Origin of the sequence: Lelliottia nimipressuralis (assembly GCF_004402045.1) — a bacterium.
Classification (GTDB): Bacteria; Pseudomonadota; Gammaproteobacteria; order Enterobacterales; family Enterobacteriaceae; genus Enterobacter; species Enterobacter chinensis.
Genome location: NZ_SOMG01000012.1, coordinates 98889 through 125788, shown reverse-complemented (window position 1 = coordinate 125788; position 26900 = coordinate 98889). Strand labels below are relative to the sequence as shown.

Below are 26900 nucleotides of genomic sequence, written 5' to 3'. Positions count from 1 at the left end.
TACCCCTGCGAGGTTATTGCGTTAAAATCGTTATTCTATTTTTTGTGTTATTAGCTGGCTGTTGCCGCCATAATCATTGATATATTTCCAATGTACGCTTGCGTTGTTTGTCAGTAGTATATTATTTAGCGTGAATGCTTTACTGCTTTTAGGTGCCAACAGATCAAACTCTGACCATTTTTTGTTATTGATCGTCACCTCCGCAAATGAGATGTGATAAGAAGAATTATTGCGTACGATGAGTTTGTTATTTTCAACTGACCACTGAACATTCTTGCTAATTTCTCCCGGTTCATCCGCTAAATTCGCAGGGCGATAAAATAACTTGATCCGAGTATTAACGGCGATTTGCAGTTTGTTGACATCCTCTCTTGAGGAGGACGGGATCGATTTCACGTTGAGCCAAAAAAGCGACTCGCGATCCCGCGGCAACGCGGTGCCGTTATAGATAATACGTAGCGCATTGGCTTTACCCCCATCAAGGCGAAAAAGTGGTGGGGTCACAATAAACGGGGCTTTGGTTCCCTGTGAATCATTGCCCTGTACCCAGCTCTGCACCAGGAAAGGGCTGTCAGTATTGTTTCTGACGTTAATATTGCTCTCTTTCTTGTCAGCATTATATACCACTCGCGTATTCGATAAGGTCACACTGGCGTGTGACAAACAAGAGCCAAAGAGCAAGGCCAGCAGCGTCAGGTAGCGTTTCCTTAACATAAAACATCCTTGCATTCCGGGCTATTATCCACAGCCCGGAACTGAGTTGAGTAATTTATTTATAGATAATGGTGTAATCCGCAACCGCATCTGCTTTACCGGCGGTCACAGTATCAATGGTTGATTTATAACGGGCTGAATAAAGCAGGGTGGCCGTACCCGCGGTGCCGGCGCCGGTAATAGGGATAAATTTATTTGGATTTTCGCCCAGTTTCAGAGAGGTTCCATCTTCATTCAGGAATTCAATACCCAAACCCGTTGCGGCGTCGCCGCCGGTTTTAAGCGCGAGCAGATTGTTATCATTAGAATCATAAGCACCGCCAAATCGTGCTCCGGCTTCTTTAAGGACGGCGGTATCGCAGTTAGACAGATCTATCTGGATGCGGTGAATACCCGCAACATCCCCTTTTTCTTTAAATGCCGAAGACGAGATGGTGCCCATTTGAATCGTTGGGTTACCTCCCTGACCATTAATATCGACATCACAGGTGCTCGCGGTAATGGTGCCCGTGAAATTGATTTGACCTGCACCTTTACCGGGATCTGCCGCATGGCTGGAAGGGCTGGCAACGGCGGCCAATAATAATCCCATGGCAATGACGGATTTATTCATCTTTAAACTATTCCTCAGTGTGTAAATGTTAGAACATTATTATTTCAGGTTAGTAACTCAATAGAGTTATTGTGACCGCGATATGCGGATATTCCGTTAATGCGAAAAGTTAACGTTGATATTCATAGTTGCTTATCAGTACGTGTGAATAATTTCCATCATCAAAAGTCTTAAAATAGGTGGTGTCAGGTTATCAAGCGCTTTTAGAAAATAAAGTGAGAACGCTATGATTTGACTTTTGTTCTTTATAAATCAATAAGTTGCGTTTAATTTTTCATGATTTTATCAGCATTTTCTCGTGAGAAACTTACGGCTTATTTACTACTTCCTGGGTATCGGGTGCTGTTCTGATAATAAAATTCTCAGAACAATGAAAGAATAATATACGGAAGAACAGTTTGCTTTTTTAAAAATGTGGAGATAAACAGTTTCACCGCCGTAACGTAGTTCGTCCATATCTCAGTGTGCTATGCGTTGTTTTATCTGTTTCGAACTGGATGTTTTTAACATTGCATTTACATTGCCGGACGGGTACGAAGAAGTGTTATTATTATTTGCTTGCCCGGTGATATGGGCGTTTTCTTCTTTTTGCTGCAAACGTTATCTCTGCCATCGCGCAGATGAATGTTAAGGATAGATTCATGGTTTCTGCTCATCTCGGTTTCCCAACTGAAACCGTTGTCGTTTTCGTCGTCATGGCTGTTGGGGCGATGTTCATCGACCTCTTCATGCACCGTCACGATAAACCTGTCTCGCTGAAAAGCGCGGCGATGTGGTCCATCTTCTGGGTGATGATGGCGATGGTGTTCGCCGGGTTCCTGTATGTTCACCACGGTGCAGAGATGGCGAGCCTGTTCCTCACCGGCTATGCGCTGGAAGAGGTGCTTTCCGTCGATAATCTGTTTGTGATGATGGCGATTTTTGCCTGGTTCGGCGTGCCGGATAAGTATCGCCACCGCGTGCTCTACTGGGGCGTGCTGGGGGCGATAGTGTTCCGCGGCATCTTTGTGGCGATTGGGACAAGCCTGTTGAGTCTGGGGCCTTATGTAGAAGTGATCTTCGCGCTGGTCGTCGGCTGGACGGCGGTGATGATGCTCAAACGCAATGAAGAGAGTGACGAAGTGGAAGATTACTCGGGTCATCTCGCTTATCGCCTGGTGAAACGCTTCTATCCTGTCTGGCCGAAAATCAGCAGCAATGCCTTTATTCTGACGCAGAAAGAGGTGGATGCGGAGCTTGAAAAACCGGAAAACCAGGACGTGATGGTGGGACGCGTGAAGAAGGCGAAACGCTATGCGACGCCGCTGCTGCTTTGCGTGGCCGTCGTTGAGCTCTCTGATGTGATGTTCGCGTTTGACTCCGTGCCGGCCATTATTGCCGTGAGCCGCGAACCGCTGATTATCTATAGCGCTATGATGTTCGCCATTCTCGGCCTGCGTACGCTCTACTTCGTTCTGGAAGCGCTGAAGCAGTACCTGGTGCACCTCGAAAAAGCCGTCGTGCTGCTGCTGTTCTTCGTGGCGTTCAAGCTGGGATTAAATGCCACCGATCACTTCTGGCATCACGGTTACAACATTGGGGCCACGGCAAGCCTGTTTGTCGTGCTCGGCGTGCTGGCGCTGGGGATTATTGCGAGCGTGATGTTCCCTGGGAAACGTACTGCCTGATGCATCGCCCGGTGGCGCTTCGCTTACCGGGCCTACGGTTCGAATGTAGGCCGGGTAAGGCGCAGCCGCCACCCGGCAAAAGGCTACTTAATCGGCGAATTCCGGCGCTTGCGCGGATGATGGAAATGCCGCCAGTGCGGATCCTGCGCGGCAGCCAGCAGTTCGTGGTCGCCGCGGGTGTCGCCCCAGGCGCGCAGGTGATAGGCGTTCAGATCGCCATACACTTTTTCCAGTCTTGCCACTTTCTGGGCGCAGCGGCAGTTATTGCCCGTAATGCGCCCTGTCAGCTTGCCGTCTTTCACTTCCAGCTGTGTGCCAATCAGCTTAATGCCCAGTTTGTCGGCCCACGGCTGGAGCACCAGCGCCGGAGACGCAGAGCAAATGGTCACTTCCGCACCGGAATTCACCTCTGCGGCGACGGCCATCACGCCCTCCGGACGCATCAGCTTGCCCCAGTATTTTTCGCAAAACGCCTCCGCCTGCTGGCGTAACCAGTGTTCATCCACGCCCGTCAGGAACGTTTTAATCAGCACTTCCTTCAGCTCATCGCGCGTCAGCTTGCGGCGCACGCAGTGGAGCGTGGGCAGCGCCATACGCACCAGACGACCCGCAAAGTAACGTTTACCAAAGGCAAAACGCAGGAAAGGAATAAAGCTGTCGTGGTGCGTTAATGTCCCGTCAAAGTCAAAGACAGAGAGCACGCTGGATTTCGCCACCGTCTCGTCGGCAATCATATTGGTCATAAATACGTCTTAGCTGAAATACACATTCTGCGAATTAGTTTACCTGCTTTAGCTGGACAGTCCTTACATCACAACCCTTTTTTTCTCAATCTTGCGATCTAAAGTGAGTCCATTTTTGGTCCCGATAAAGATTGGTGAAAAAGTAAGCAGTCTATATTATCGCCACATCGCAAGATATTTAGAGGGAACATTGTCCCTCACAGGTAAGGATAAATTCACTCACAGACTCTCTTTTGATATGACGTTCAGATCGCTTTTTTCAATCCTCACGTTAAGTTTTGCTTCGTTCTCTGCATTAAGTTTTCAACTGCCTGCGTCGATGTTATCGATGAACAGCGAGCTAGCAGCCTCCCCGGCGAAGTCTGCGCTGGTGCACCAGGAAACGGGTCCGCTACGCTCCCGAATTCTTGACCAATACCAGAAATGGAAGGGAACCCAGTACCAGTTGGGCGGAACCACGCAACGTGGGGTGGATTGCTCCGCGCTGATGCAACATCTGTTCAGCGATGCGGTACATCTTGATTTACCGCGCACGACGAGCGAGCAGATCCACCGCGGTGTGCAGGTGGCACAATATCGCCTGAGGCCCGGAGACCTGGTCTTCTTCCAGACCGGTCCGCACCGCAAGCACGTCGGCGTTTATATTGGTGATAGCCAGTTTATTCATGCCTCAAGCAGCCAGGGCGTAACGGTTTCAACCCTGACTGATAGCTACTGGCAGGAACACTTCATCACCGCCCGCCGTGTAGCAGGCGCTGCAGCCTGACGGATCAGATAATGTCATCCACGACGCCGCCGTCGACGCGCAACGCCGCGCCCGAGGTGGCGGAGGCCTGGGTCGAACAGACGTAAATCACCATATTGGCTACCTCTTCAACCGTAGCCGCGCGCTGGATAACCGAGCTGGGGCGGTTGGCCATCACAAACTCTTTCGCCAGCTGCTCCAGCGATTTGCCGGTTTTTTCGATTTCATCCTTCATCATTTCCGCGAAACCGTCTGACATCGTCGGCCCCGGCAATACGCTGTTGACCGTCACTCCGCTTCCCGCCACGAACTTCGCCAGCCCGCGCGCCAGCGAGAGCTGCGCCGTTTTGGTCACGCCGTAGTGGATCATATCCGCCGGGATATTGCAGGCCGACTCGGAGGAAATAAAGACCACGCGTCCCCAGCCTTTCTGCACCATGCCCGGCAGCAGGGCGCGGGAGAGGCGTACACCGGACATAACGTTGGTCTGCCAGTAACGTTCCCAGGTTTCATCGTCGGTGGCATAGAAATCCTGCGGGCCGTAAATCCCGGCGTTGTTGACCAGGATATCGACGTTATTCGCGACCTTCAGAAGCGACTCGACCCCTTCTGCCGTGCTGAGATCGGCAATCGCGGCACGCACCTGCACGCCAGGCACCACCTGCTGGAGTTGTTGAATGCCTTTATTCACCGATTCCGTGCTACGGCCATTGACGATCACTTCCGCACCACTCTCTGCCAGACCTCTGGCAATGGCGAAGCCGATCCCGCCGGTTGAGGCAGTCACCAGCGCCACTTTCCCCGCAAAGTCGATTTTCATCATCTGCTCCTTATCGTTTTAACGTTCGGACCTTAAAGCGTAGCAGGTGAGGATGACGGCTCCTGGCTAAAAAGCCGCAACAGTGCCTCGACCTGCTCATCAAGCGGGGCGAGAGAGCGCTTTACAATCAGGTGAAGCGGCGTTGCCCTGCGCGCGCCGTGGCTCAGCGGCAGCCGTTTCAGCACGCCCCGATCCAGCAGGGGCTGGATGCGTTCCTCCGGCAGCCAGCCATACCCGACCTGAGAGACGACGGCTTCAATGGCGGCATCGATGGTAGAGAAGGTCCACGACTCGCCGGCCGCGCGCGCGGCGGTCTGGTTGTCCGCAATCTGGATGAGCGGCCACGGGCGCAGCATGCCGTCGTTAAGCGGCGCGTCGAGCTGAAAGAGGGGGTGCTGGTGATACGCCACGGCAACAAAGTCGATATTCATCAGCCATTCACCGAGCCCGGTCATGTCCTGGCGGCGGGTTAAGACCATCACGTCGGCTTCGTCATTGATGGCATCGGCGCGGGTATTTTCCAGCACTTCGGTGAGACGGACCTGAGTCTGCGGATACTGCTGCTGGAACTGACGGAGGATGGCGAACAGGCGGCGGCGCGGGAAAATGGAGTCCACCACCAGATCCAGCCGCGTGCGCATCCCGTTGCGAAGAGTCGCTGCGCGCGTCTCAACATACGAAAACGCTTTCAGCAGCGGTTTAACCTGGTTGAGAAGAAGTTCTCCGGCCGGGGTTAACACCGCCCGTCGCCCCTCCGGCACCAGTAGCGCCACGCCCAGCCGCTCCTGCAGCAGCGACAGGTTATAGCTCACTGAGGACTGGCTGCGGTGGGTTTCTTCCGCGGCTTTGGCAAAACTGCCCGCCTCAACCACTTTCGCCAGTAAAGACCATTGTTCCAGCGTCGTCTTATGCATTATTTATCTAAAATTTGGATGGATTTCATTAAAACATAGCGTTATTCATTCATTTTTTGAAGGGGTACGATCGTCTCATCAAAACAAAGGAGACATCTTATGAGCACCTTCGACAAACACGACTTAAGCGGCTTCGTTGGCAAACACCTTGTTTATACGTATGACAATGGCTGGAACTACGAGATTTATGTAAAAAATGAGACCACGCTTGATTACCGTATTCACAGCGGTCTTGTGGCCAACCGTTGGGTGAAAGATCAGCAGGCTTACATCGTGCGGGTAGGGGAAAGCATCTATAAAATTTCCTGGACCGAGCCAACCGGCACCGACGTCAGCCTGATCGTGAACCTGGGCGACAAACTGTTCCACGGCACCATCTTCTTCCCGCGTTGGGTCATGAACAACCCGGAAAAAACCGTCTGCTTCCAGAACGATCACATTCCGTTGATGAACAGCTATCGTGATGCAGGCCCCGCGTATCCAACGGAAGTGATTGATGAATTTGCTACCATCACCTTTGTTCGCGACTGCGGTGCAAATAATGAAAGCGTGATTGCCTGCGCGGCCAGTGAATTGCCGAATGATTTTCCTGCTAATCTTAACTAAGCGCGACAGTTGAATGCGCGACAATTGATATTAATAGAAAGTTCCCGGAGGATGACGGAATTCCCCCCAAACCTCCGGGATTTTTATTTTGGTTGAGTATTCATTTACTTTTCTTATAATTTTAATGGAAACGAAATGAAATAGTAGAGTAATCGCTGTGAGTCCACCCACAAAAAACAAAAAAAATAGTTAGAATCACTATCTTGCTGTTGTAAAACGATTTTCTATTCTCTTCTATGTGCTGTTTCCCTTCTGCTTTTCACCTGTCTTAATTTTTTCCTAAGAAAACGACGTTACTTTTGCTTCAGTTGATGGTTTGTTGACATAACTGGTATAGCGACTTAATTTTATTTGGTCTTTATTTAATAACCATCTTGCATGATCCCATTGAGCTGCCCATGACGACAGCGCAGTAAAAGATGACGCCTTTAATACAGCAAGGAAATTAATAATGAGTGATTTTCTGCCTTTTTCGCGACCGTCGATGGGCGCTGAGGAAATTGCGGCGCTTCAGGACGTTTTGATGTCGGGCTGGATCACCACGGGTCCTAAGAATCAGGAACTTGAAGAGGCATTCTGTCAACTTACCGGGAATCAGCACGCGATTGCCGTCTGTTCAGCCACCGCGGGAATGCACGTCACGCTGATGGCGCTGGATATTGGCCCGGGCGATGAAGTCATTACCCCCTCGCAAACCTGGGTCTCCACCCTGAATATGATCGTGTTGCTGGGCGCAACCCCGGTCATGATTGATGTGGACAAAGATACGTTGATGGTGACGCCACAAGCCGTTGAAGCTGCCATTACCCCGCGTACCAAAGCCATTATTCCCGTTCACTATGCCGGCGCGCCGTGCGAAATCGACGCTATCCATGCCATCGGTGAACGTCACGGTATTCCGGTTATTGAAGACGCGGCCCATGCCGCCGGAACGTACTACAAGAACCACCATGTGGGCTGGAAAGGGACGGCGATTTTCTCCTTCCACGCCATTAAAAATATGACCTGCGCAGAAGGCGGCTTAGTGGTTACGGATAATGCCGAGCTTGCTGCGCGGATCCGCAGTCTGAAATTCCACGGTCTGGGCGTGGATGCCTATGACCGCCAGACGCACGGTCGTGCGCCGCAGGCGGAAGTGATCGCGCCGGGCTATAAATACAACCTGGCGGATATCAATGCCGCGCTGGCGCTGGTGCAGTTGGGCAAACTGAAAGAGGCCAACAAGCGCCGCCAGGACATTGCTGAACGCTACCTGCGAGAGCTTGCCGATACGCCGTTCCAGCCGCTGACTATTCCGTCATGGCCGCACGTTCACGCCTGGCACCTGTTTATTATTCGCGTGGATGAAGCGCGCTGCGGAATTTCCCGCGACAGCCTGATGGCGGCGCTGAAAGAGAAAGGCATCGGTACCGGCCTCCATTTCCGCGCGGCGCACACGCAAAAATACTACCGCGAGCGTTTTCCTGATGTATCGCTCCCGAATTCTGAATGGAATAGCGCGCGTATTTGTTCTCTCCCTCTTTTCCCGGACATGACTCATGACGACACAACCCGTGTCATTACCGCACTCCATCAGCTTGCAGGACATTGATATGTTCAGTGCACCGCCCGTACAAAAAGTTTCCGTGGTCATCCCGGTTTATAACGAGCAGGAGAGCCTGCCCGAACTGATCCGCCGTACCACGGCCGCCTGCGACACGATGGGTAAGGCTTACGAAATTCTGCTGGTGGATGACGGCAGTAGCGATAATTCCGCGCTGATGCTGACCGAAGCCGCTCAGGCTGAAGGCAGCCATATTGTTGCCGTGCTGCTCAACCGTAACTACGGCCAACACTCGGCGATTATGGCGGGGTTTAGCCACGTCACGGGCGATCTGGTCATCACCCTGGACGCTGACCTGCAAAACCCGCCGGAAGAGATCCCGCGCCTGGTTGCTAAAGCTGATGAAGGCTACGACGTGGTCGGCACGGTGCGTCAAAACCGCCAGGACAGTCTGTTCCGTAAGCTGGCCTCGCGGACCATTAACCGTCTTATCCAGCGCACAACCGGTAAAGCGATGGGCGATTACGGCTGCATGCTGCGCGCCTATCGCCGTCATATTATCGACGCCATGCTTCACTGCCATGAACGCAGCACCTTTATTCCGATCCTCGCCAACACCTTTGCCCGTAAGGCAACGGAAATCCCGGTACTGCACGCCGAGCGCGAGCACGGGGAATCGAAGTACAGCTTTATGCGTCTCATCAACCTGATGTACGACCTCATCACCTGCCTGACCACCACGCCGCTGCGTCTGCTGAGCGTTTTCGGCAGCATCATCGCCATTGCCGGGTTTGCGCTGTCCGTCCTGCTGGTCGTGCTGCGACTGGTCTTTGGCCCGCAGTGGGCGGCGGAAGGGGTCTTTATGCTCTTTGCCGTGCTGTTTATGTTCATCGGCGCCCAGTTTGTCGGGATGGGTCTCCTCGGTGAATACATTGGCCGAATTTATAACGATGTTCGCGCGCGTCCGCGCTACTTTATTCAACGTGTCGTCCGTCAGGAACACAAAGCATCTCAAGAGGAAATTCACCCATGAAAGCTGTTGTATTTGCCTATCACGATATGGGGTGCACGGGCACGCTGGCCCTGCTGGAAGCGGGCTATGACATTGCGGCAATCTTTACCCATCCGGACACGGCCGGAGAGAATAACTTTTTCGGCTCTGTGGCGCGTATCGCTGCCGAGCGTGGGATTCCGGTTTATGCCCCGGACGACGTCAACCACCCGCTGTGGGTGGATCGCATTCGCGCGCTCGCGCCTGATGTGATTTTCTCGTTCTACTATCGCAACCTGCTTTCCGACGAGATCTTAGGTCTGGCTGCAAAAGGGGCCTTTAATCTTCATGGCTCTCTGCTGCCTGCCTACCGTGGCCGCGCCCCGCTGAACTGGGTGCTGGTGAACGGTGAAACGGAAACGGGCGTGACGCTGCACCGCATGGTGCGTCGTGCGGACGCGGGCGCTATCGTGGCACAGCAGAAAGTCGCTATTGATGCGGACGAAACCGCGCTGCAGCTGCATCAAAAGCTGAATGCGACGGCACAAACGCTGCTGCGTGATGCACTTCCCGCTATCCTCAGCGGTACCTTCAGCGAAACCGCGCAGGATGAGAGCAAGGCAAGCTGCTTTGGCCGCCGCGCGCCGGAAGACGGTCGTCTGGACTGGAACAAGCCAGCCCGCCAGCTGCACAACCTGGTGCGTGCCGTGACCGATCCATGGCCGGGCGCATACAGCTTTGCGGGCGTGAGCAAATTTATCGTCTGGAAATCTCGCGTGCGTGATGATATTCCGGCCGCCAAACCGGGCACCGTCATCTCTGTCTCCCCGCTGGTTGTGAGCTGCGGCGAGCAGGCGCTGGAGATCGTCACCGGGCAAACCGACAACGGCCTGTACGTTCAGGGCACCCAGCTGGCACAGTCTCTGGGTCTGGTGGCAGGGGCACTGATCACCAGCGCGCCGGTTGTGGCTATCAAACGCCGCACCCGCGTGCTGATCCTCGGCGTGAACGGTTTTATCGGTAACCACCTGACCGAACGCCTGCTCAAAGACGATAACTACGAAATCTACGGTCTGGATATTGGCTCTGATGCGATCAGCCGTTTCCTCGACAACCCGCGTTTCCACTTCGTGGAAGGGGACATCAGCATCCACTCTGAATGGATCGAGTATCACATTAAAAAATGTGACGTGGTGCTGCCGCTGGTCGCCATTGCCACGCCAATCGAGTACACCCGTAACCCGCTGCGCGTGTTCGAGCTGGACTTCGAAGAGAACCTGAAGATCATCCGCGACTGCGTGAAATACGACAAGCGCATCATCTTCCCGTCCACTTCTGAAGTGTACGGCATGTGTACCGACAAAAACTTCGATGAAGATACTTCCAACCTGGTGGTCGGGCCGATCAACAAACAGCGCTGGATTTACTCTGTCTCCAAACAGCTGCTGGACCGCGTGATTTGGGCCTACGGTGAGAAAGAAGGGCTGCGCTTTACCCTGTTCCGTCCGTTTAACTGGATGGGGCCACGTCTGGATAACCTGAACGCGGCGCGTATCGGTAGCTCCCGTGCGATCACCCAGCTGATCCTGAACCTGGTAGAAGGCTCACCGATCAAGCTTATCGAAGGCGGTAAACAGAAACGCTGCTTTACGGATATCAGCGATGGTATCGAAGCCCTGTTCCGCATCATCGAAAACAAAGATAACCGCTGCAACGGTGAAATCATCAACATCGGTAACCCGGATAACGAAGCGAGCATTCGCGAGCTGGCAGAGATGCTGCTGGCCAGCTTTGAGCGCCATCCGCTGCGCGATAAGTTCCCGCCGTTTGCCGGTTTCCGCGAAGTGGAAAGCAGCAGCTACTACGGTAAAGGGTATCAGGACGTTGAGCACCGTAAGCCAAGCATTCGCAATGCGAAGCGCTGCCTGAACTGGACGCCGACGGTGAAGATGGAGTTGACCATTGATGAGACGCTCGACTTCTTCCTGCGCACCGTGGAGCTGTCGGAACAGGACTCATGAAAAAAGTCGGTTTACGCATTGATGTCGACACCTTCAGGGGAACGCGTGACGGCGTACCCAAACTGCTGGAACTGCTGAGCAAGCACGGTGTGCGTTCCAGCATTTTCTTCAGCGTGGGGCCTGACAACATGGGACGCCATTTATGGCGTCTGGTTAAACCGGCATTTTTGTTCAAAATGCTGCGCTCGCGCGCAGCATCCCTTTATGGCTGGGATATTTTGCTGGCCGGCACCGCATGGCCCGGCAGGCGCATCGGCGCGGGTAATGAAGCGGTTATCCGTGAGGCGGCCCAGCATCATGAGATTGGCCTGCATGCCTGGGATCACCATGCCTGGCAAGCCTGGGCTGGCGTCTGGGACATCCCGCGCCTGTCCCGTGAGGTTGAGCGCGGAATGCTGGAACTGGAGGCCATTACCGGCCAGCCCGTGCGCTGCTCCGCCGTGGCTGGATGGCGTGCGGATCAACGCGTCGTGAAAGCCAAAGAAGCGTTCGCGTTTCGCTACAACAGCGATTGCCGCGGAACCGGGCCCTTTTTGCCGCTTTTAGGGGAAAACCGCTACGGTACGGTGCAAATTCCTGTCACGCTTCCTACCTGGGATGAAGTGGTGGGGCGCGAGGTGAACGCTGAGGCGTTCAATCGCTATATCCTTGACTGCATGCATCGTGACGCCGGTACACCGGTGTATACCATCCATGCGGAAGTGGAAGGGATTGCGTATCAGCATGATTTCGATGCGCTGCTGACGATGGCCGCTCAGGAGGGCATTGAATTTTGCCCGCTGAGCGAGCTGCTGCCAGACGACCTCAGTACCCTGCCTGTGGGCAAAGTTGTACGTAATGAACTGGCTGGCCGGGAAGGCTGGCTTGGTTATCAACAAACCGTGAGTTCGGCCCCATGAAAACAGCCCGTTATGGCTTAGCGCTTCTCGCACTGTTTATCGTTTACTACCTCATTCCAGTCGATATCCGCCTGCTGTGGCAGCCTGATGAAACCCGCTATGCGGAAATCAGTCGCGAAATGCTGGCATCGGGAGACTGGGTTGTCCCGCATTTTCTGGGGCTGCGTTACTTTGAAAAACCGATCGCCGGCTACTGGATCAACAGTATCGGGCAATTACTGTTTGGGCATACGAACCTTGCCGTGCGCGCCGGGTCCATATTCTCTACCGGGTTAACGGCGCTGCTGGTTATCTGGATGGCCTGGCGTCTCTGGCGGGATAAGCGGACAGCCATTTTCTCCGGCCTTATCTTCCTGACCCTGTTCCTGGTGTATGGCATCGGTACTTACGCGGTGCTGGATCCCATCATCACCCTGTGGCTGGTGGCGGCAATGTGCAGCTTCTGGCTGGCTTCACAGGCTGAAACCGTTGCCGGAAAAGCGGGTGGCTATGTGCTGCTTGGCCTGGCGTGTGGGATGGGGGTGATGACCAAAGGCTTCCTGGCGCTGGCGGTACCGGTGATTGGCGTCCTGCCGTGGGTGATTGCCCAGAAGCGCTGGAAAGAGGTGCTGATATTTGGCTGGCTCGCAATCCTGAGCTGCGTGCTGATTGTCCTGCCGTGGGCGCTGGCCATTGCGCAGCGTGAGCCTGATTTCTGGCGTTACTTCTTCTGGGTTGAGCATATTCAGCGTTTTGCCCAGAGCGATGCGCAGCACAAAGCACCGTTCTGGTATTACCTGCCGTTCCTGATTGCGGGAAGCCTGCCGTGGCTGGCGCTGCTGCCCGGCGCGTTTCGCCTCGGCTGGAATGACAGACAAAACGCCGGGGGTGGGTTCTATCTGCTGGGATGGGTGGTGATGCCGCTGCTGTTCTTCAGCATCGCCAAAGGCAAGCTGCCGACCTATATTCTGCCGTGCTTTGCCCCGCTGGCTATCCTGATGGCGCGCTATGCCTGCCTCGCGGCGGAAAAAGGCGCCAGAGCGTTGCGCATTAACGGCGGGATTAACCTGGCGTTTGGCGTCATCGGCGTGGTGGCGGCGCTGGTGGTCTCTCCGTGGGGACTGTCTAAGCATCCGGTCTGGACGTCGGTTGAATTGTATAAAGTCTTCTGTGCGGTGGTAGCGTTCCTCATCTGGGCCGCGGTAGGCTGGTTTACGTTCAGGCAGAGTCAGCAGCGCTGGTGGCTGGCTGCCTTGTGTCCTGCGGGCCTGGCGTTGCTGATTGGCTTTGCTATTCCTAACCTGGTGGTGGATTCCAAACAGCCGCAGTCGCTGGTCGATACCGTGCGCGAGCCGCTTCAGGACAGCCGATTTGTGCTGGCCAATAACGTTGGCCTGGCCGCTGGTCTGGCGTGGGAGCTAAAGCGTAATGACATCACGCTGTTTGGGCAGAGTGGCGAACTGCGTTACGGGCTGGATTATCCCGATGTGAAAGATCGTTTTGTTGGTAAAGATGATTTCGCGCAGTGGCTGGCGGAGCATCGTCAGCAGGGACGCGTATCACTGGTTATCCTGCTGTCAAAACGCGACGACCTTTCGCGGGCTAATCTGCCAGAGCCGGACAGCGTGTATATCCAGGGCCGTCTGGCCTACCTGCAGTATCTGCCTAAGTGATGACCTGGATCTGGCTGATACTGGCAAGCTTGCTAAGCTGCGCAGGGCAGCTGTGCCAGAAACAAGCCACCCGTCCGGCGAAAGCCGGGCGGCGTGGCGCGCATATCGCGCTGTGGCTTGGTCTCGCACTGCTGGCGCTGGGCAGCGGGATGCTGGTCTGGCTGGTGGTGCTGCAACGCCTGCCTGTTGGCATTGCCTACCCTATGCTGAGCCTCAATTTTGTCTGGGTGACGCTGGCGGCGAAAGCATTGTGGCGTGAGAACGTCGCGTCGCATCACTGGCTGGGGGTTGGGTTCATCATCATTGGGATTGTTATCCTGGGAGGGAGCCTGTGAAAGGGGCATTCTGGACCTTATGCAGCGTGCTGTTAGTCAGCGCCGCGCAGTTGCTGCTGCGAAGCGCTATGCAGGCATTGCCACCCGTCAGCGATATCCTGGCGTTTATTTCTGCACTGTGGCACTTCTCGTCCGGCACCGGCGCGTTGCTGCTGGGATTGATAGGGTATGTGGCCTCGATGGGCTGCTGGTATCTGGCGCTGCATCGAATGGCGCTCAGCAAAGCGTATGCCCTGCTGAGTCTCAGTTATATTCTGGTGTGGGGCGCCGCGATCCTGCTGCCAGGCTGGGGGGAGCGCTTCTCCTGGCACGGGCTGGTGGGTGTCGGGTTTATTATTCTGGGTGTGTTAGTGATTTTTCTGCCCCGAACGCCCCAAAGTGAATAATCGACTCGGTGGTCAGGGTATATGGCGTCGTTGTACAGACGGCCAGGCTCAGCGAGCCTATCTGTAACTGGCTGACCGCGTGTGCCTGCGCCGTGCTATCAATACTGACAATCTGCCAGGCACTGCCGCCACGCTGTTTCACAATCGCTTCTTTCCGTGTCCAGATACGCCAGAACGCGGAAAGTTGCTCCTCCGGCGCTACACGCTCCAGCTCATCGTGTTCTGTCATGCTGAAGACGGCATTGGCCAGAGCCTGCCAGTTTTGTCGGGGCCGAATCACTTCAATATCGCAACCGACTTCGCCTTCATCGCTCATCAGTAAGGCGATATCGTCACCGCTATGGCTCAGGTTAAACCACAGCGGACTCCCCTTCGCAAAGGCCGGTTTTCCTTGCTCGCCGTAAATGATGTCGGGGAGCGGGAGAGGAGATAACGTTCTGGCGAGCAGCGTCCTGCCCGCCAGCCAGGAGGCATGTCGGGCACCCTGAGGTGCTCTGTCTGCGAGCGTTGACGCCAGCGGGTCCGCGCAAAGGGTGGAGATTTTTCCCAGTACAAACTGGTACATAGTTACGCCCAGCGTTTAATGATAATCGAGGTGTTGATGCCGCCAAATGCGAAGTTATTGCTCTGCAGATACTCGCAATCGATCTGGCGTGCTTTTCCCATAATATAATCTAAAGCACCGCATTGCTCATCTGGTTGCTTTAAATTGAGCGTCGGGGCAAACCAGCCTTCACGCATCATCTGCACACTCATCCATGCTTCCAGCGCACCGCAGGCCCCTAACGTGTGGCCAAAATAGCTCTTCAGCGAAGAGACAGGCACCCTGTCGCCAAAGATGGCAGCAGTGGCCAGGCTTTCAGCAATATCACCGCGATCGGTGGCGGTACCATGTGCGGAAATATACCCTATGTCCGTGGCGCTTAAGCCCGCCATCGCCAGCGATTGCTCCATGCAAATCTGCATGGTTTCACGCTGTGGCTGGGTGATATGCGCCGCATCACAGTTGGTGGCAAAGCCCACGATTTCGCCATAGATGGTGGCCCCGCGCGCTTTGGCGTGCTCCAGCTCTTCCAGAATCAGCGTGCCAGCCCCTTCACCGATGACGAGGCCATCGCGCTCTGTATCGAATGGCGACGGCGTGGTTTTCGGTGCGTCGTTGCGCTGGCTGGTGGCGAACAGCGTATCAAATACCGCCGCTTCTGACGGACAAAGCTCCTCGGCGCCCCCGGCAACCATGACGGTTTGATAGCCGTGGCGAATGGCTTCCCAGGCGTAACCAATTGCCTGGCTGCCGGAGGTACAGGCGCTCGACGTGGGAATGACGCGCCCCCGCAGACCAAAGAACAGCCCGGTATTGACCGCAGTGGTATGCGGCATCATCTGCACATAGGTGGTGCCGGTGATGTTATTGGTGTGTTTTTCCATCAGCATGGAGGCGAAGTCGCTGACCGGCCCCGTGCTGCCCGTCGACGATCCATAGGCGATGCCGGTTTGACCCTGCGTCAGCACCGCGTCATCGATCAATCCCGCCTGCTCAAGCGCCAGTTCGGTGGCGCGGGTTGAGAGCAGCGACACGCGGCCCATGGCGCGAATGCGCTTACGGGTATAGTGTGCCGGGAGGGTGAAGTCCTCGATGGGCGCGGCCAGCAGCGTTTGCAGACCGTCATACTCCCGCCACTCATTCATGGTGCGCACGGCGTTTTCGTAGCCGAGCAGACGCTGTGAAATGGTCGGCCAGTTCTCGCCAAAGGCGGTCACGCCACCCATCCCCGTAATCACCACCCGACGCGTCATAACATCCCCCCGTTGATCGAGATCACCTGGCGAGTCACATAGCTTGCCCGGTCCGACATCAGATAGCTCGCCAGCCCGGCCACCTCGTCGGCCTGACCCATACGTTGCATCGGGATCATGGACATGGCCTCTTTCAGCGCGGCCTCTTCCATCTCGATCATGCCGGTATCAATCAGCCCTGGTGCGATGCAGTTGACGGTGATTTTGCGCTTTGCCAGCTCAATGGCCAGGGCTTTGGTGGCACCGATAATACCGGCTTTGGCAGCGCTGTAGTTCACCTGTCCACGGTTGCCCATCACCCCTGAAACGGATGACAGGGTGATAATTCGCCCGCCTTTGCGGGTGCTTATCATCGGCATAATGCAGGGATGAATGACGTTATAAAAACTGTCGAGGTTGGTGTGGATGACGCTGTCCCAGTCCTCTTCGCTGAGCGCCGGAAACGCGCCATCGCGGGCGATCCCGGCATTACTGACCACGCCATACCATGCACCAAACGTACTGATTTCCTGTTCCAGAACCTCGCGGCACTGCTCGCGGTTGCCCACGTCAAACGTCAGTAAACGGCCCGTTCCACCGGCCTGAACAATCTCATCCAGCGTCTCCCTGGCGCCGTCAGCATCACGATGGTAATGCACGCCCACGGTGAAACCGTCAGCCGCAAGCTGACGGGCGATTGCGCGGCCAATGCCTTTGCTGGCCCCGGTGACCAGTACGGAACGTGTCATGATGGAGCTCCCTGAATGAAAAGTGAGGTTAATTCGTCCTCGCTGGGCTGGAAGGTATTTACGCGGCCCGTGGCGAGAGGGGCGGTATCTGCCCGGATGATGCATTCAAAGCTGCCAAAACGTTCATCCTGCATCAGGCGTTCAATGGAAATGATCAACGTGGTACCTGCGCCAAAGCGTCCTGCGCCGCAGACCAGCTCGCGCGCACCCAGCACCATGCCAAGCGCACTGTGGGGCAGGCCTTTCTGCAGACGTTGCCATTCAGACCAGACGCCCACGGTCTGGGCCATCAGTTCCAGCGCAAACCAGCCCGGCAGATCGCCGTCAGCGTTCAGGAAGGGGGCAAGGACACCGTGCCCGTTGACCGTGACGCTGCACACCGCGCCGCTGTCGGTGACACGCTCAACGCGCTCCAGCAGCATCATCGGCGCGTCGTGAGGAAGGTAGTCGCTGGGGGATAAATAACTCATGACACTCTCCCCAGCAGAAGGCTGGCGTTGTTACCGCCGAAGGCGAATGAGTTCGATAAAATCACCGGTTTTTTCAGCGCTACGCTCTTGTGCAGTAGGCCACAGGCAGGCAGCGTATCGTCTGGTGCGTAGCGGGCAAAATCCTGCGGCGGCAGCGGCAGGTCACGGGTCAGGATCAGCCAGCTTAATGCCGCTTCGGTGATCCCCGCCGCGCCAAGCGTATGGCCGGTTAAATGTTTGGTGGAGCTGCACGGTACCCGGTCACCAAAGAGGGCGTTAATCACGCTCGCCTCTATGCGATCGTTGAGAGGGGTGGCGGTGCCGTGCAAATTAATATAACCCACGTCATCGGCCATCATTCCCGCCTCATTCAGCGCCTGGGTAATCGCGCGGATCGCCCCTTCCCCCTGCGGATGTGGGGCAGAGATATGGTAAGCATCGCTCGATTCCCCCGCCCCCAGCAGCGCAACCCGATCCGGTTCGCGGGTCAGCACCATGAGTGCCGCCGCTTCACCAATGGTGATCCCCCGGCGGTCGCGGCCAAACGGTTCGCACTGCGTCGGCGAGAGCGACTCAAGGCTGTTAAAGCCGTTGACCGGCATCCGGCTTAAGCTATCTGCACCGCCAACAATCGCCACGTCCACCAGTCCTGCGTCGATCAGACGCTGTCCGCTGATGATCGCCCTGGCGCTGGAGGAGCAGGCTGTCGAGATGGTATACGCCGGACCGTCCAGCTGCAGCCAGTCGGCCAGGAAGCGGGAGGGGTCACCCAGCTCCTGTTGCGGATACTGCCATTGTGGGCTGGGTTCTCCGTTCAGGGAAAGGCGCACGTACTCATCGCCTTCATCCAGCCCCGAGGTGCTGGTGCCAAGCACCACCGCCACGCAGTCGCGCCCCACGCGCGCAATGGCGGCCTCGACGGTGGGCTGAATCTGTGCCAGCGCCGCCAGCAACAGCTGATTGTTACGGCTGCGATGCGCTGACAGGCTATCCGGTATTGGCGGCAGTTCACCCTCAACACCGCCCAGGATGGCATCGGGCAATCCCTGTAGCCATCCGGCGCGAGGACGCATACCGGGAGCTATCCCGGCGTTCAGGTTTGCCGCGATCTCGTCGGCCGAGTTGCCCAGCGCGTTGACCATGCCAACAGCGGAAATGTAAATCATCTCAGTCACCCAGATATTGAATGGTGATGTGGTATTTAAAAACGTGCTGCTCAATGCTGATCGGCTCGCGCTTACCTTTGCGCTGCAGGTAGACAATCTCGGTCACCAGTTTGCCGTCGGGGTTACGCAGTTCGCGTCGGGTGCCAGTATCGTTTAGCGTCCAGCCTTTCGGCAACTGCGGCTGCCAGGCGCTGAGTGGCCAGTGGCTGAGCATCACATCCGCCAGCACCTGGCTGGCGGGTGGCAACTGCGGCATAACGACAGACTGCTCGGTGTGGATCCCGGTGCCATCATAGGTTGCGAGGAACAGGCGGATCCCCACCGAGGAGAGCCCGGCCAGCGTCACTTTTTGCCCGTCAGCGTTCAGCAGAACCAGCAGCGACTGGGTCTGGCCGTTAAACCGGCCGGTCAGTAACTGCTGTGAGCGGATTGCCGGGGTAATGCCAGGCGGCGGCAGCGTCACCCGGGTTCCCGGCTGAAGCCAGGCCTGCGGGCGCGTCCCTTCAGTATCGGTCGAATGGCTGCAGCCTGCCAGCAGCAGCGTCGCGGCCAGCGCGGCGGCGCGGTAAAAAGCGTTCATTATCGTTTTCTCTCGTTCTTAACCGGCATCGCCAGCGGAGCCAGCAGGAAGGCGGTGAAAATGCCGCTTACCAGCACAATACCGAAGCTGCTGATGGCCTGCGTCGCGCTGAACACCAGCATGCCCAGCGTCAGCAGCGTGGTCATCATCGCCAGGGTGATGGCCAGCATCGACGTCAGCGGCGTGCCGCGCGGGTTACTGAAAAATAGCGTGTAGTTGATGCCAATGCCGAGGACCAGCACCAGCGCCAGCAGTGAAAACAGATTAACCGAATGCCCGGCGACGGCCAGCGCCGCCAGCCCGCAGCTGAGCGACAGCACCGATGGCACCAGGCTGATAAGCCCTTTACGCCAGCCAAGACGGATCATCGCGCCGCAGGCAATCACCGCCAGCGCTACGCACAGTAGCCCCGTCAGCAGGGTGCGGTAGAGGGCAAACAGGCTGTCAAAGCTGGCCTTGCGATCGACCCAGACAACCCCTTTATGGCGGGCGGCCAGCTCGCTGAGTGCCGCGCTGTTTTTGACGCCGTCCACCGGAACGAGTACACCACTTTCGCCGCCTGGCAGGGTCAGCCAGAGCAGACGCCAGCCTTCGCTGGCCGGGCTGGCAAGCCAGGCCTCCACGCTGACAGGCATGGCTGCCAGATTCGGTGAGACGGTGTTAAGCCCCGCATTGTGCAGCACGTTCGTTACCGCAGGCGCGGCGTTGTGCAACAGCGCAAGGTCGCTTTTTTGACGCGCCATCGAGTTCAGCGGCAGGGTTCGCCAGCCTGCAAGCTCACCCATTTTTTGTGCCTGCGCCAGCGCCGGGGTGAAGGCCTCCAGCCGCTCCAGCGTTTGCTGGGCCGACGCGCCGTAAACCACAAACCACTTCTGATCGACGCTCTGGCCGGTCAGGGCGGTAATGGTCTTCTCCTGCGCCAGAATCGCTTTCGGTAGCGCCTGCAGCTGGGCAATATCGTCGTCCACCTTCAGGGTGCTAATCCCTGCGGCGGAAAGGAGCGCCAGCGTGACGGGCAGGCCAACAGCAAGCGTTTTTTTACGTCGCCAGGCGGCCAGCCAGCGCGACATCAAACCCCTGGCCGGAACCGGGCGTACCGGCAAACCGCGGCACAGCCAGGGATGCCAGAAGATCACCGTCAGACAGGAAGCGCTCAGCCCCACGGCGGCAAACAGCGCCATCTGGCGGATCCCAGGGAAGGGGGCCAGCATCATAATCAGGTACGCCACGACGGTCGTCAGGAGTGCCAGCAGCAGGGCATGACGTACTTTGTCCAGGCTTTGCCACGGTGAACTTTCGCTACCGTGCACCATCCGCTCGGTCAGGTAATACAGGGTGTAATCTGCCGAAATTCCGATGATGCTCATGCTCATCACCAGCGTCATCAGGTGCAGCTCGCCAAAAAGCAGCAGGGTGGCGACCGTGCCCGCTAGCGCGCCGATGCTAATGGAGACGGCGCACAGCAGCAGCGGCCTAACGGAGCGAAACGTCGCCACAATCAGCAGGAGCACGCCCAGAAGGGTGGTGACACCGAGTGTTGAGATATCTCGTTTGGCCTGCTGGCTGGCGTAATCGCTGTAAAACACCGTGCCGCGAGACAACAGCCGCGCCTGCGGATAGTGCGCTTTGAGCTTCACCTCCAGCGCCTTAAGGGTGGTCACCAGCCGGTGGGTTTGCTGCATATCAAAGGAGGAACCGGCCAGCTCGCCGTGCAGCAGATACCAGGTGTTTCCGGCTTCATCCTGCGTCACCAGCCAGCCGTCCATCAGCCGCATTTTCTGGCCGTTTTGCGCCAGCGCGAGCTGCGAGCCGCGCATCAGCATTAGCGGATCGTTTTGCAGCTCCTTGCCGCTCACGCCGGAAAAGGCCGAATAAAGCTGGGATAAAATCCACTGTGCCTGCGCTTCGCCGCCGTTTTGCAGGCGGGCGCGGGTGGCCGGATCAATCAGGCCATTTCGGTGCTGCCAGAAGAATTCTCCCCAGGCTTTTTGACCGGCGGCGTCCATCGGGCCTTTGACCTCACTGAGCGAGCCACTGTTTTGCAGCAGTTCCAGCCATTGCTGCGCCACGCGCGGATCCGGATCTTTGCCTGGGCTGACCAGCCAGACCAGCTGGCGGTCGAGCCGCTGCATAAATCCGTCGTTAAGCGCCGGGGGAATGGCCCCCAGCGTCTGTTTCGGCAACATGGCCAGCACGCTGCTGTTAAGGCGCGCACCGGGCAGCAGCGACAGCAGCACGCCCAGCAGAACCAGGCATAGCGTGGCCCACAGCAGCGCCGGGCGCAGGGATTTACGGTGCGGCAAAGCGTTGGCGTTCGTCATCGGTCAGGCTGGCGGGCGTCAGCTGGTGGCGGCTGAGGGTGATATCTGTGCGATCGCCCTGTTTGTCGTTGAGACGAACGGACTCCAGATACGTTGCACCGCCCAGATCGAGGGTGGCGAAAATCTTGTCCAACGGCGTCGTTTTTGGGGTGAGCACCAGCGACCAGCGGCCTTCTCCCAGGTCTTTAAAATCGATGCGGAAGTTTTCTTCCAGCACCTTGCGGTCGGCCTGGAACAACGCCCGCAGCAGGTGGTTAAACTGGAACATCTGCGGGTTATTCTCGGCGGTAATGGTCTGCGGCGGCTGGCCGTTGATCGCCTGAACCATTCGTTTGTCGTCCAGCAGCAGCGTCATGGGGAACGGGGCTTTTTGATCCCACAGCAGGCCGCTATCGCGGGCGATCAGCATCTCGCCCTGGGAACGCAGCGGCTGCGGCATATCTTTTATCGTGCGAACCTGCTCGAAGTGCGCGCGCACCACAGGTTGCTCTGTGAAGCGCTGCTGCAACTCATCCAGCGTCACGGCGCTGACCAGCGGGCTGAAGATCAGCGCCAGCAAAGGCAACCATTTCATGGCGTCACTCCCATACGTTCAAACAGTATTGCCGGGCTGACAAAGCACATTTCGCGGGTGGCCTCGTCGACCGCCACCTGGATGGTGTAACCGGTCGTGGTCCGTTTACCGGTCTGCGCGTCGAAGATTTGATAGGCAATGCGCAGCCGATTTTCATACTCTTCAATGTGCGCACGTACCCGGATTCGTTGCTCAAACGTCACCGCATCGCGGTACTTCACACGCGTATCGACAACCGGCCAGACGTAGCCCGAGTCCTTCATCTGGCGATAGCCGTAATCGAACTGATTGAGCAGAGCCTCGCGGGCAATCTCAAAGTAACGGAAATAGTTACCGTGCCAGACCACGCCCATCATATCGACGTCGTGGAACGGGACGGTTAACTCAACTTCCGTCGTAAAGCGGGGATCGGTCAGCACCCTTTACTCCTTCTCGGCGATCTCGGGCAACTGCCAGAAATCGAAAAAATTAAACCAGTCGAGCGGCGACAGTAAGGCGTAATGCTCCAGCCGCTGGGCATAGCGATCGACAGTCTGTTGCAGCGCCTGCTGGCGTTCACCGCGAGGCAGGAGCAGCGGGTCGGCAAACGGTTCGCAGTGCAGGGTAAGCTTCCCCTGCTGGCTGAGGGCAAAAATCAGCACCACCGGACAGCGCAAAATAGAGGCCAGGATAAATGGCCCCTGCGGGAACGGCGCGGGCTGGCCCATAAAATCGCTCCAGATCACGCGCCAGCTGCCGCCGCGCTGTGGCGTGACGGCGATCCGGTCGCCCACGATGGCTACCCACTCTCCGCGATCCAGTTTTTCTTTAATCAGGATAGCGGTCTCCGGGCCGATGTCGGTGACGGGCATCAGGTTAATGCCCGCCTGCGGAGCCATCTCTTCCATGATCTGCTTAAAGCGCTGGGCGTTATCGCTAAAGACCAGCGCGTTGATGGTTTTTCCCCCTTCACGCTGGGCCAGCGCCCGGCAGGCTTCCACATCGCCAAGATGCGAAGCCAGCAGCAGTTTGCCCTGAGGGTCGTCCAGCCCCAGCGCCTCGCTGGCGCCCGGCGCAAATACCAGATCGCGATGAAGGTGCATCTCGCCGCGCCAGCTGGCCACTTTGTTCAGCATGGCTTGACCAAAACGCAGGAAGTGGAAAAAGCTGTGCAGCCGGGGTGGCTGAGGGATCTGCCGCTGCGCCATAACCTGCTTAACGCGCCTCAGCCATTGCCGCGATGCGTGACGCGCCGAACGAGCGGTTAGCCAGTAAACGGCCGTGACCGGCCACAGCAGGAGGGTGAAGGCCTTGCGCCCAAGCAGCTGCCAGACGCGTAACATCAGGCGCATTCCCCACAGCCCTTTCACTTCCTGCTGTTGCGCCCAGTGCTGCGGGCGATGGCGCATCAGTAGGGAGGGGATGCGCGGCAGCATTCCCAGGAACAGACGGGTATGCATCAGCGAGATGCGCACGTTATCTTTTAGCGCATCGAAGTGGGATACACCATCTGCCGGGTAGGTGACACGGGTCGGCAGAAAATAGCTCGTATTGCCCTGCCAGTAGAGACGGACCATCACTTCCGTATCAAATTCCATGCGCTTGCCGAGCGACGTCCGGGCGGCAAGCTGCATGACCGGTGCAATCGGGTAGACCCGAAAGCCGCACATGCTGTCTTTCAGCTGCAGGGACAGGGTCTCAATCCAGACCCATACGTGCGTTATCCAGCGTCCGTAGAGGCGCGCGCGTGGAATAGAGTCATCGTAAACGGGCTGACCGGAAATCAGTGCATCAGGGTGACGTTGCGCCAGCGCCAGAAACCGGGGGATATCTTCAATGGCGTGCTGGCCATCGGCGTCCACCTGGATCGCATGGGTGAAGCCGCGCTCAGCGCAGGCTTTCAGCCCCGCCATCACCGCCACTCCTTTGCCGCTGTTTTTCGCCAGACGCAGTAGCGTGACCTGAGGATGCTGCTCCGCTAAGTGTGCAAGGGTGCGGCGCGTGTGTTCTTCACTGCCGTCGTCCACCACCAGGCACGGGAGTTCAAACGGCGCCAGGCGTGCGAGCACCGTTGCCATCATCGCACCGTGGTTGTAGCAGGGGATCAGCACGCAGGGACGGAACGTTACTGACATAGGCGAATCTTCCCGCTGCTGGCGGTATGGCGCTCGCTGCCCGCATGGCGCTGGTAGCTGAAGCTGAGCATCTGACGTGCGGGGTGCCAGTCAAGGACCAGCGTCACCGTGTTGTCCGGCAACAGTGGGGCGGCAAACTTCACATTCTGAATGCTGTGAAAACGGTAGCCCGGTGCCATCAGGGTGATGGCGTAATGCATGACCCAGTCGAGTTGTGCAACGCCCGGGAGCAGCGGCTGGACGGCAAAATGCCCCTTAAACCAGAGCAGGTCAGGATCAAGATAAAGGGTTATCTCCAGATGCTCCGGCTGGGGCTGGTGGCGTTCGATTTCATGAATCTTCATGAAATAGCTCCTGTAACTGCGCAGTCACACGCTTGTTCATGCTGTTGACCGGGATTTCATCGACGATCCGCCAGTAGCGGGGCACGGCAACCGGTTCAAGGCAGGGGCGAAGGGCGCGACGCCAGGCGGATTCCTGAGCATTTCTACCCACGTTATCTCTGTGCAAACGCGCCGCGTCGCTGAGCACCAACAGCACGCCAATGGCCTGGCGTCCACGGCGCGAGACCGCCAGCGCGGCGGCGTCGCAGATGCCGTCCAGCGCCAGTAACCTCTGCTCAATCTCATCGAGCGAAATGCGTTTATCTTCAATTTTGACCACCCGACCCCGGCGTCCAACGATGTTGAACTGCCCGTCAGCCGCGAAGTGCAGGATATCATCCAGCGCTATCCCTTCTGCCTCGTGGATCAGCGGCGACGTCACGCGATCGCCGTGGAACGTCACGCCGGGGAATGGCTGCCAGAGCGTGGTTTCATCCTGACGGTGACGCCAGGCCATGACTCCCGTTTCGGTGCTGCCGTAGATTTCATCGGGCCAGACGTTGAGCCAGCTCTGAAACGCGGTGATGTCTCGCCAGGGCAGTACGCCCCCTGCGGAGAAGAGCAGGGCAATGGGAGGCGGCGTCAGTGCCGTATCCAGCCGCTTGAGGAACGCCGGGCTGCTGATGAAAAGATAGCGTTTGTCGTGGGACAGGGCTGAGAGCTGCTCGGCATAGTTGAGCAGACGGGCATGTACTGATAGACCGAGCGCCATGGGTAAGACGACGCGAAACGTCAGGCCATACAGGTGATGCAACACCACGGATGCCACGACGCTACAGCCCGTCAGTCGTTCGCCAAACCGGTCAGCGAGTAAACGGGCTTCCCGATCCAGGCTAATAACCGGCTTAATCACCCGCTGCGGCACGCCGGTAGAGCCAGAGGTAAAAAGCTCGATCACGCGCGTATCGTCAATGGCAGGCAGGGGGGAAAAGTCGTTGTTTGTTCGCGGCGTGGAAGCCACCAACCGCTGCCGCCCCGAGAAGTCGAGCGTTGTGTCACTCAGGACGCCGCTGAACATGGCCCGCTGTTCGTTAAGCTGCGCAGCCCGGCTGTGGCCGGGGAGCACGGGCGTTTTACCCGCATGAAGCGTCGCCAGCAGGGCGACGATAAAAAGATAGCCGTTTTCAAAACAGAGCGCCCAGCGCTCGCCTTCCTCCTGACGCAGCATGTCGACCAGCCGCGTGACATCGTGGCGCAGGTCGCCGAGGGTCCAGACGCGTTCGTCGAGCCAGGCGATCGGTGCCTCATCAGGACGCGGGGCATTTAGCCACTGGCTAAGAGGAAGGGGTTTACTCATCGTTCTCTCTTTTCATCACCCGCTGGCGCACCAGCCACTCGGAGGCCATCAGCGTTCCCATCAGGATGTAGGCAATTATCCCGTTCCACAACGTCCACAGGCGCATGTCGGCGTACAACACGGTAAACAGCGCGATTGCCCCGTTGCCGATAAAAAAGCCGCACCAGACTTGAGTGACCTTGCGCGTGTAACGCACCCCGGCAGGAGACAAGTGGGGCTCGCGTATCCGCGCCAGCCGTTCAACCATCGGCATGGATGTCCACAGCGAGCCCCCAAAGACCACCAGCATCACCAGATTGACGACCACCGGATAAAACAGTACCCACTGGTGAGCGTGCAGAAGCGCGCTCGCAACGCACAGAACCACCCCGGCCAGCGTCACGCTCAGGAAAACGTAGCGCAGGGGACCGCTATGTTGGCGCGCCTGATATAAACGCAGCAGCAACACCAGCGCCATCACGGGCAGTATCCACTGTAAATTGTGGCTTGCAAGGCCATAGCCAATCAAAAAAGGCCATGCCAGCAGCATCAGGCCCGTCAGTATCGGGATGAGCGGAATGGCAGGCACGTCAGGCTTCGCGCTGGAGTTGTTCCACAACGTCCACGATGTCCTGAACGGTGCGCACCGCTTTGAAGGTCTCAGGCTTAATTTTATGGCCCGTCTTCTTCTGCAGGTTAACCACCATATCTACGGCATCTATGCTGTCGAGATCCAGGTCTTCATAAAGCCGGGCCTCCGGCGTAATGTCCTCAGGGGCGAGTTCAAAAAGTTTAATAAGAAGCGCAGAGACTTCCTGATAAATCGTTTCTTGTTCTGTCAT

At 57.1% G+C, this 26900-nt stretch carries 29 protein-coding genes; 10 read left to right on the top strand and 19 right to left on the bottom strand.

What is annotated here, in order from left to right; all coding sequences use genetic code 11:
* Positions 1–30: 30 nt before the first annotated feature.
* Both E3U32_RS06830 and E3U32_RS06825 read right to left on the bottom strand, forming a co-directional pair.
* Positions 31–714 carry a fimbrial biogenesis chaperone gene (locus E3U32_RS06830; RefSeq protein WP_166790913.1) on the bottom strand — a complete coding sequence of 228 codons (684 nt, stop codon included), beginning with the start codon at positions 712–714 and terminating at the stop codon, positions 31–33.
* Between the two features lie 55 nt (positions 715–769).
* Positions 770–1327: a fimbrial protein gene (locus E3U32_RS06825; RefSeq protein ID WP_134348164.1), complete on the bottom strand. Its 558-nt coding sequence runs from the start codon at positions 1325–1327 to the stop codon at positions 770–772.
* A 641-nt stretch (positions 1328–1968) separates the two neighbouring features.
* Between E3U32_RS06825 and E3U32_RS06820 the strand changes: the two genes are divergently transcribed.
* The gene (locus E3U32_RS06820) at positions 1969–2994 is read left to right on the top strand and encodes a TerC/Alx family metal homeostasis membrane protein (protein ID WP_134348163.1); all 1026 of its coding nucleotides are present in this window, start codon (positions 1969–1971) and stop codon (positions 2992–2994) included.
* Positions 2995–3077: 83 nt separating this feature from the next.
* Here E3U32_RS06820 and E3U32_RS06815 read toward each other — a convergent pair whose 3' ends face one another.
* Complete coding sequence (locus E3U32_RS06815; protein ID WP_134348162.1) at positions 3078–3737, bottom strand: HAD family hydrolase; 660 nt, start codon at positions 3735–3737, stop codon at positions 3078–3080.
* A gap of 319 nt (positions 3738–4056) precedes the next feature.
* On the opposite strand from E3U32_RS06815, the gene E3U32_RS06810 reads away from it, so the two are divergent.
* Complete coding sequence (locus E3U32_RS06810; protein WP_286164207.1) at positions 4057–4503, top strand: NlpC/P60 family protein; 447 nt, start codon at positions 4057–4059, stop codon at positions 4501–4503.
* 4 nt (positions 4504–4507) lie between these two features.
* Here E3U32_RS06810 and E3U32_RS06805 read toward each other — a convergent pair whose 3' ends face one another.
* Both E3U32_RS06805 and E3U32_RS06800 read right to left on the bottom strand, forming a co-directional pair.
* On the bottom strand, positions 4508–5302 hold the full coding sequence (locus tag E3U32_RS06805; RefSeq protein WP_045403298.1) for an SDR family NAD(P)-dependent oxidoreductase: 795 nt from the start codon (positions 5300–5302) through the stop codon (positions 4508–4510).
* Positions 5303–5334: 32 nt separating this feature from the next.
* Positions 5335–6216, bottom strand: coding sequence for a LysR family transcriptional regulator (locus tag E3U32_RS06800; RefSeq protein WP_134348160.1), 882 nt, complete (start codon positions 6214–6216; stop codon positions 5335–5337).
* A gap of 99 nt (positions 6217–6315) precedes the next feature.
* On the opposite strand from E3U32_RS06800, the gene E3U32_RS06795 reads away from it, so the two are divergent.
* From E3U32_RS06795 to arnF, 8 genes are all read left to right on the top strand, one after another.
* Positions 6316–6822: a phenolic acid decarboxylase gene (locus tag E3U32_RS06795; RefSeq protein WP_023333739.1), complete on the top strand. Its 507-nt coding sequence runs from the start codon at positions 6316–6318 to the stop codon at positions 6820–6822.
* Between the two features lie 451 nt (positions 6823–7273).
* Positions 7274–8413, top strand: a complete 1140-nt coding sequence (arnB, locus tag E3U32_RS06790) for a UDP-4-amino-4-deoxy-L-arabinose aminotransferase (RefSeq protein ID WP_134348159.1) — start codon at positions 7274–7276, stop codon at positions 8411–8413.
* Position 8414: 1 nt separating this feature from the next.
* Positions 8415–9398, top strand: coding sequence for an undecaprenyl-phosphate 4-deoxy-4-formamido-L-arabinose transferase (arnC, locus tag E3U32_RS06785; RefSeq protein ID WP_134348216.1), 984 nt, complete (start codon positions 8415–8417; stop codon positions 9396–9398).
* Positions 9395–11377: a bifunctional UDP-4-amino-4-deoxy-L-arabinose formyltransferase/UDP-glucuronic acid oxidase ArnA gene (gene arnA, locus E3U32_RS06780; RefSeq protein ID WP_134348158.1), complete on the top strand. Its 1983-nt coding sequence runs from the start codon at positions 9395–9397 to the stop codon at positions 11375–11377. The genes arnC and arnA overlap by 4 nt, the downstream gene beginning before the upstream one ends.
* Positions 11374–12276: a 4-deoxy-4-formamido-L-arabinose-phosphoundecaprenol deformylase gene (gene arnD / locus E3U32_RS06775; protein ID WP_134348157.1), complete on the top strand. Its 903-nt coding sequence runs from the start codon at positions 11374–11376 to the stop codon at positions 12274–12276. Before arnA ends, arnD begins: the two co-directional genes overlap by 4 nt.
* Positions 12273–13928, top strand: coding sequence for a lipid IV(A) 4-amino-4-deoxy-L-arabinosyltransferase (gene arnT / locus E3U32_RS06770; RefSeq protein ID WP_134348156.1), 1656 nt, complete (start codon positions 12273–12275; stop codon positions 13926–13928). Before arnD ends, arnT begins: the two co-directional genes overlap by 4 nt.
* Positions 13928–14263: a 4-amino-4-deoxy-L-arabinose-phosphoundecaprenol flippase subunit ArnE gene (gene arnE, locus E3U32_RS06765; protein ID WP_134348215.1), complete on the top strand. Its 336-nt coding sequence runs from the start codon at positions 13928–13930 to the stop codon at positions 14261–14263. The genes arnT and arnE overlap by 1 nt, the downstream gene beginning before the upstream one ends.
* The gene (gene arnF, locus E3U32_RS06760; RefSeq protein WP_134348155.1) at positions 14260–14649 is read left to right on the top strand and encodes a 4-amino-4-deoxy-L-arabinose-phosphoundecaprenol flippase subunit ArnF; all 390 of its coding nucleotides are present in this window, start codon (positions 14260–14262) and stop codon (positions 14647–14649) included. The genes arnE and arnF overlap by 4 nt, the downstream gene beginning before the upstream one ends.
* On the opposite strand, the gene acpT is transcribed toward arnF, so the two are convergent.
* From acpT to E3U32_RS06690, 14 genes are read right to left on the bottom strand one after another with little or no spacing between them, the layout of a single operon-like run.
* Entirely contained in the window at positions 14597–15214 is a 618-nt protein-coding gene (gene acpT, locus E3U32_RS06755; protein ID WP_134348154.1) for a 4'-phosphopantetheinyl transferase AcpT, read from the bottom strand. The two genes, arnF and acpT, sit on opposite strands and share 53 nt — an antisense overlap.
* Before the next feature lie 2 nt (positions 15215–15216).
* Positions 15217–16446 carry a beta-ketoacyl-ACP synthase gene (locus E3U32_RS06750; protein ID WP_134348153.1) on the bottom strand — a complete coding sequence of 410 codons (1230 nt, stop codon included), beginning with the start codon at positions 16444–16446 and terminating at the stop codon, positions 15217–15219.
* A complete protein-coding gene (locus E3U32_RS06745; RefSeq protein WP_134348152.1) occupies positions 16443–17174 on the bottom strand; it encodes a 3-ketoacyl-ACP reductase FabG2 in 732 nt (243 codons plus the stop codon). The genes E3U32_RS06750 and E3U32_RS06745 overlap by 4 nt, the downstream gene beginning before the upstream one ends.
* Positions 17171–17644: an ApeP family dehydratase gene (locus E3U32_RS06740; RefSeq protein WP_134348151.1), complete on the bottom strand. Its 474-nt coding sequence runs from the start codon at positions 17642–17644 to the stop codon at positions 17171–17173. The genes E3U32_RS06745 and E3U32_RS06740 overlap by 4 nt, the downstream gene beginning before the upstream one ends.
* Positions 17641–18810: a beta-ketoacyl-[acyl-carrier-protein] synthase family protein gene (locus E3U32_RS06735; RefSeq protein ID WP_134348150.1), complete on the bottom strand. Its 1170-nt coding sequence runs from the start codon at positions 18808–18810 to the stop codon at positions 17641–17643. Before E3U32_RS06735 ends, E3U32_RS06740 begins: the two co-directional genes overlap by 4 nt.
* A gap of 1 nt (position 18811) precedes the next feature.
* The gene (locus tag E3U32_RS06730) at positions 18812–19390 is read right to left on the bottom strand and encodes a DUF3261 domain-containing protein (RefSeq protein ID WP_134348149.1); all 579 of its coding nucleotides are present in this window, start codon (positions 19388–19390) and stop codon (positions 18812–18814) included.
* Positions 19390–21711: an MMPL family transporter gene (locus E3U32_RS06725; RefSeq protein ID WP_134348148.1), complete on the bottom strand. Its 2322-nt coding sequence runs from the start codon at positions 21709–21711 to the stop codon at positions 19390–19392. Before E3U32_RS06725 ends, E3U32_RS06730 begins: the two co-directional genes overlap by 1 nt.
* Positions 21680–22285, bottom strand: a complete 606-nt coding sequence (locus tag E3U32_RS06720; RefSeq protein ID WP_134348147.1) for a LolA family protein — start codon at positions 22283–22285, stop codon at positions 21680–21682. The genes E3U32_RS06725 and E3U32_RS06720 overlap by 32 nt, the downstream gene beginning before the upstream one ends.
* On the bottom strand, positions 22282–22704 hold the full coding sequence (locus E3U32_RS06715) for an acyl-CoA thioesterase (RefSeq protein WP_134348146.1): 423 nt from the start codon (positions 22702–22704) through the stop codon (positions 22282–22284). Before E3U32_RS06715 ends, E3U32_RS06720 begins: the two co-directional genes overlap by 4 nt.
* Positions 22705–22707: 3 nt before the next feature.
* Complete coding sequence (locus tag E3U32_RS06710; protein WP_134348145.1) at positions 22708–24399, bottom strand: glycosyltransferase family 2 protein; 1692 nt, start codon at positions 24397–24399, stop codon at positions 22708–22710.
* Complete coding sequence (locus tag E3U32_RS06705; protein WP_134348144.1) at positions 24390–24743, bottom strand: ApeI family dehydratase; 354 nt, start codon at positions 24741–24743, stop codon at positions 24390–24392. The genes E3U32_RS06710 and E3U32_RS06705 overlap by 10 nt, the downstream gene beginning before the upstream one ends.
* Positions 24730–26079, bottom strand: coding sequence for an AMP-binding protein (locus tag E3U32_RS06700; protein ID WP_134348143.1), 1350 nt, complete (start codon positions 26077–26079; stop codon positions 24730–24732). Before E3U32_RS06700 ends, E3U32_RS06705 begins: the two co-directional genes overlap by 14 nt.
* On the bottom strand, positions 26072–26677 hold the full coding sequence (locus tag E3U32_RS06695; RefSeq protein WP_134348142.1) for a hypothetical protein: 606 nt from the start codon (positions 26675–26677) through the stop codon (positions 26072–26074). Before E3U32_RS06695 ends, E3U32_RS06700 begins: the two co-directional genes overlap by 8 nt.
* Positions 26649–26900 carry an acyl carrier protein gene (locus tag E3U32_RS06690; protein WP_134348141.1) on the bottom strand — a complete coding sequence of 84 codons (252 nt, stop codon included), beginning with the start codon at positions 26898–26900 and terminating at the stop codon, positions 26649–26651. The genes E3U32_RS06695 and E3U32_RS06690 overlap by 29 nt, the downstream gene beginning before the upstream one ends.

Bases quoted from the DNA above. Each gene is read 5' to 3' on its own strand.
- E3U32_RS06830 (WP_166790913.1), bottom strand. From the start codon at position 714: ATGTTAAGGAAACGCTACCTGACGCTGCTGGCCTTGCTCTTTGGCTCT.
- E3U32_RS06825 (WP_134348164.1), bottom strand. From the start codon at position 1,327: ATGAATAAATCCGTCATTGCCATGGGATTATTATTGGCCGCCGTTGCC.
- E3U32_RS06820 (WP_134348163.1), top strand. From the start codon at position 1,969: ATGGTTTCTGCTCATCTCGGTTTCCCAACTGAAACCGTTGTCGTTTTC.
- E3U32_RS06815 (WP_134348162.1), bottom strand. From the start codon at position 3,737: ATGACCAATATGATTGCCGACGAGACGGTGGCGAAATCCAGCGTGCTC.
- E3U32_RS06810 (WP_286164207.1), top strand. From the start codon at position 4,057: ATGTTATCGATGAACAGCGAGCTAGCAGCCTCCCCGGCGAAGTCTGCG.
- E3U32_RS06805 (WP_045403298.1), bottom strand. From the start codon at position 5,302: ATGAAAATCGACTTTGCGGGGAAAGTGGCGCTGGTGACTGCCTCAACC.
- E3U32_RS06800 (WP_134348160.1), bottom strand. From the start codon at position 6,216: ATGCATAAGACGACGCTGGAACAATGGTCTTTACTGGCGAAAGTGGTT.
- E3U32_RS06795 (WP_023333739.1), top strand. From the start codon at position 6,316: ATGAGCACCTTCGACAAACACGACTTAAGCGGCTTCGTTGGCAAACAC.
- arnB (WP_134348159.1), top strand. From the start codon at position 7,274: ATGAGTGATTTTCTGCCTTTTTCGCGACCGTCGATGGGCGCTGAGGAA.
- arnC (WP_134348216.1), top strand. From the start codon at position 8,415: ATGTTCAGTGCACCGCCCGTACAAAAAGTTTCCGTGGTCATCCCGGTT.
- arnA (WP_134348158.1), top strand. From the start codon at position 9,395: ATGAAAGCTGTTGTATTTGCCTATCACGATATGGGGTGCACGGGCACG.
- arnD (WP_134348157.1), top strand. From the start codon at position 11,374: ATGAAAAAAGTCGGTTTACGCATTGATGTCGACACCTTCAGGGGAACG.
- arnT (WP_134348156.1), top strand. From the start codon at position 12,273: ATGAAAACAGCCCGTTATGGCTTAGCGCTTCTCGCACTGTTTATCGTT.
- arnE (WP_134348215.1), top strand. From the start codon at position 13,928: ATGACCTGGATCTGGCTGATACTGGCAAGCTTGCTAAGCTGCGCAGGG.
- acpT (WP_134348154.1), bottom strand. From the start codon at position 15,214: ATGTACCAGTTTGTACTGGGAAAAATCTCCACCCTTTGCGCGGACCCG.
- E3U32_RS06750 (WP_134348153.1), bottom strand. From the start codon at position 16,446: ATGACGCGTCGGGTGGTGATTACGGGGATGGGTGGCGTGACCGCCTTT.
- E3U32_RS06745 (WP_134348152.1), bottom strand. From the start codon at position 17,174: ATGACACGTTCCGTACTGGTCACCGGGGCCAGCAAAGGCATTGGCCGC.
- E3U32_RS06740 (WP_134348151.1), bottom strand. From the start codon at position 17,644: ATGAGTTATTTATCCCCCAGCGACTACCTTCCTCACGACGCGCCGATG.
- E3U32_RS06735 (WP_134348150.1), bottom strand. From the start codon at position 18,810: ATGATTTACATTTCCGCTGTTGGCATGGTCAACGCGCTGGGCAACTCG.
- E3U32_RS06730 (WP_134348149.1), bottom strand. From the start codon at position 19,390: ATGAACGCTTTTTACCGCGCCGCCGCGCTGGCCGCGACGCTGCTGCTG.
- E3U32_RS06725 (WP_134348148.1), bottom strand. From the start codon at position 21,711: ATGACGAACGCCAACGCTTTGCCGCACCGTAAATCCCTGCGCCCGGCG.
- E3U32_RS06720 (WP_134348147.1), bottom strand. From the start codon at position 22,285: ATGAAATGGTTGCCTTTGCTGGCGCTGATCTTCAGCCCGCTGGTCAGC.
- E3U32_RS06710 (WP_134348145.1), bottom strand. From the start codon at position 24,399: ATGTCAGTAACGTTCCGTCCCTGCGTGCTGATCCCCTGCTACAACCAC.
- E3U32_RS06705 (WP_134348144.1), bottom strand. From the start codon at position 24,743: ATGAAGATTCATGAAATCGAACGCCACCAGCCCCAGCCGGAGCATCTG.
- E3U32_RS06700 (WP_134348143.1), bottom strand. From the start codon at position 26,079: ATGAGTAAACCCCTTCCTCTTAGCCAGTGGCTAAATGCCCCGCGTCCT.
- E3U32_RS06690 (WP_134348141.1), bottom strand. From the start codon at position 26,900: ATGACAGAACAAGAAACGATTTATCAGGAAGTCTCTGCGCTTCTTATT.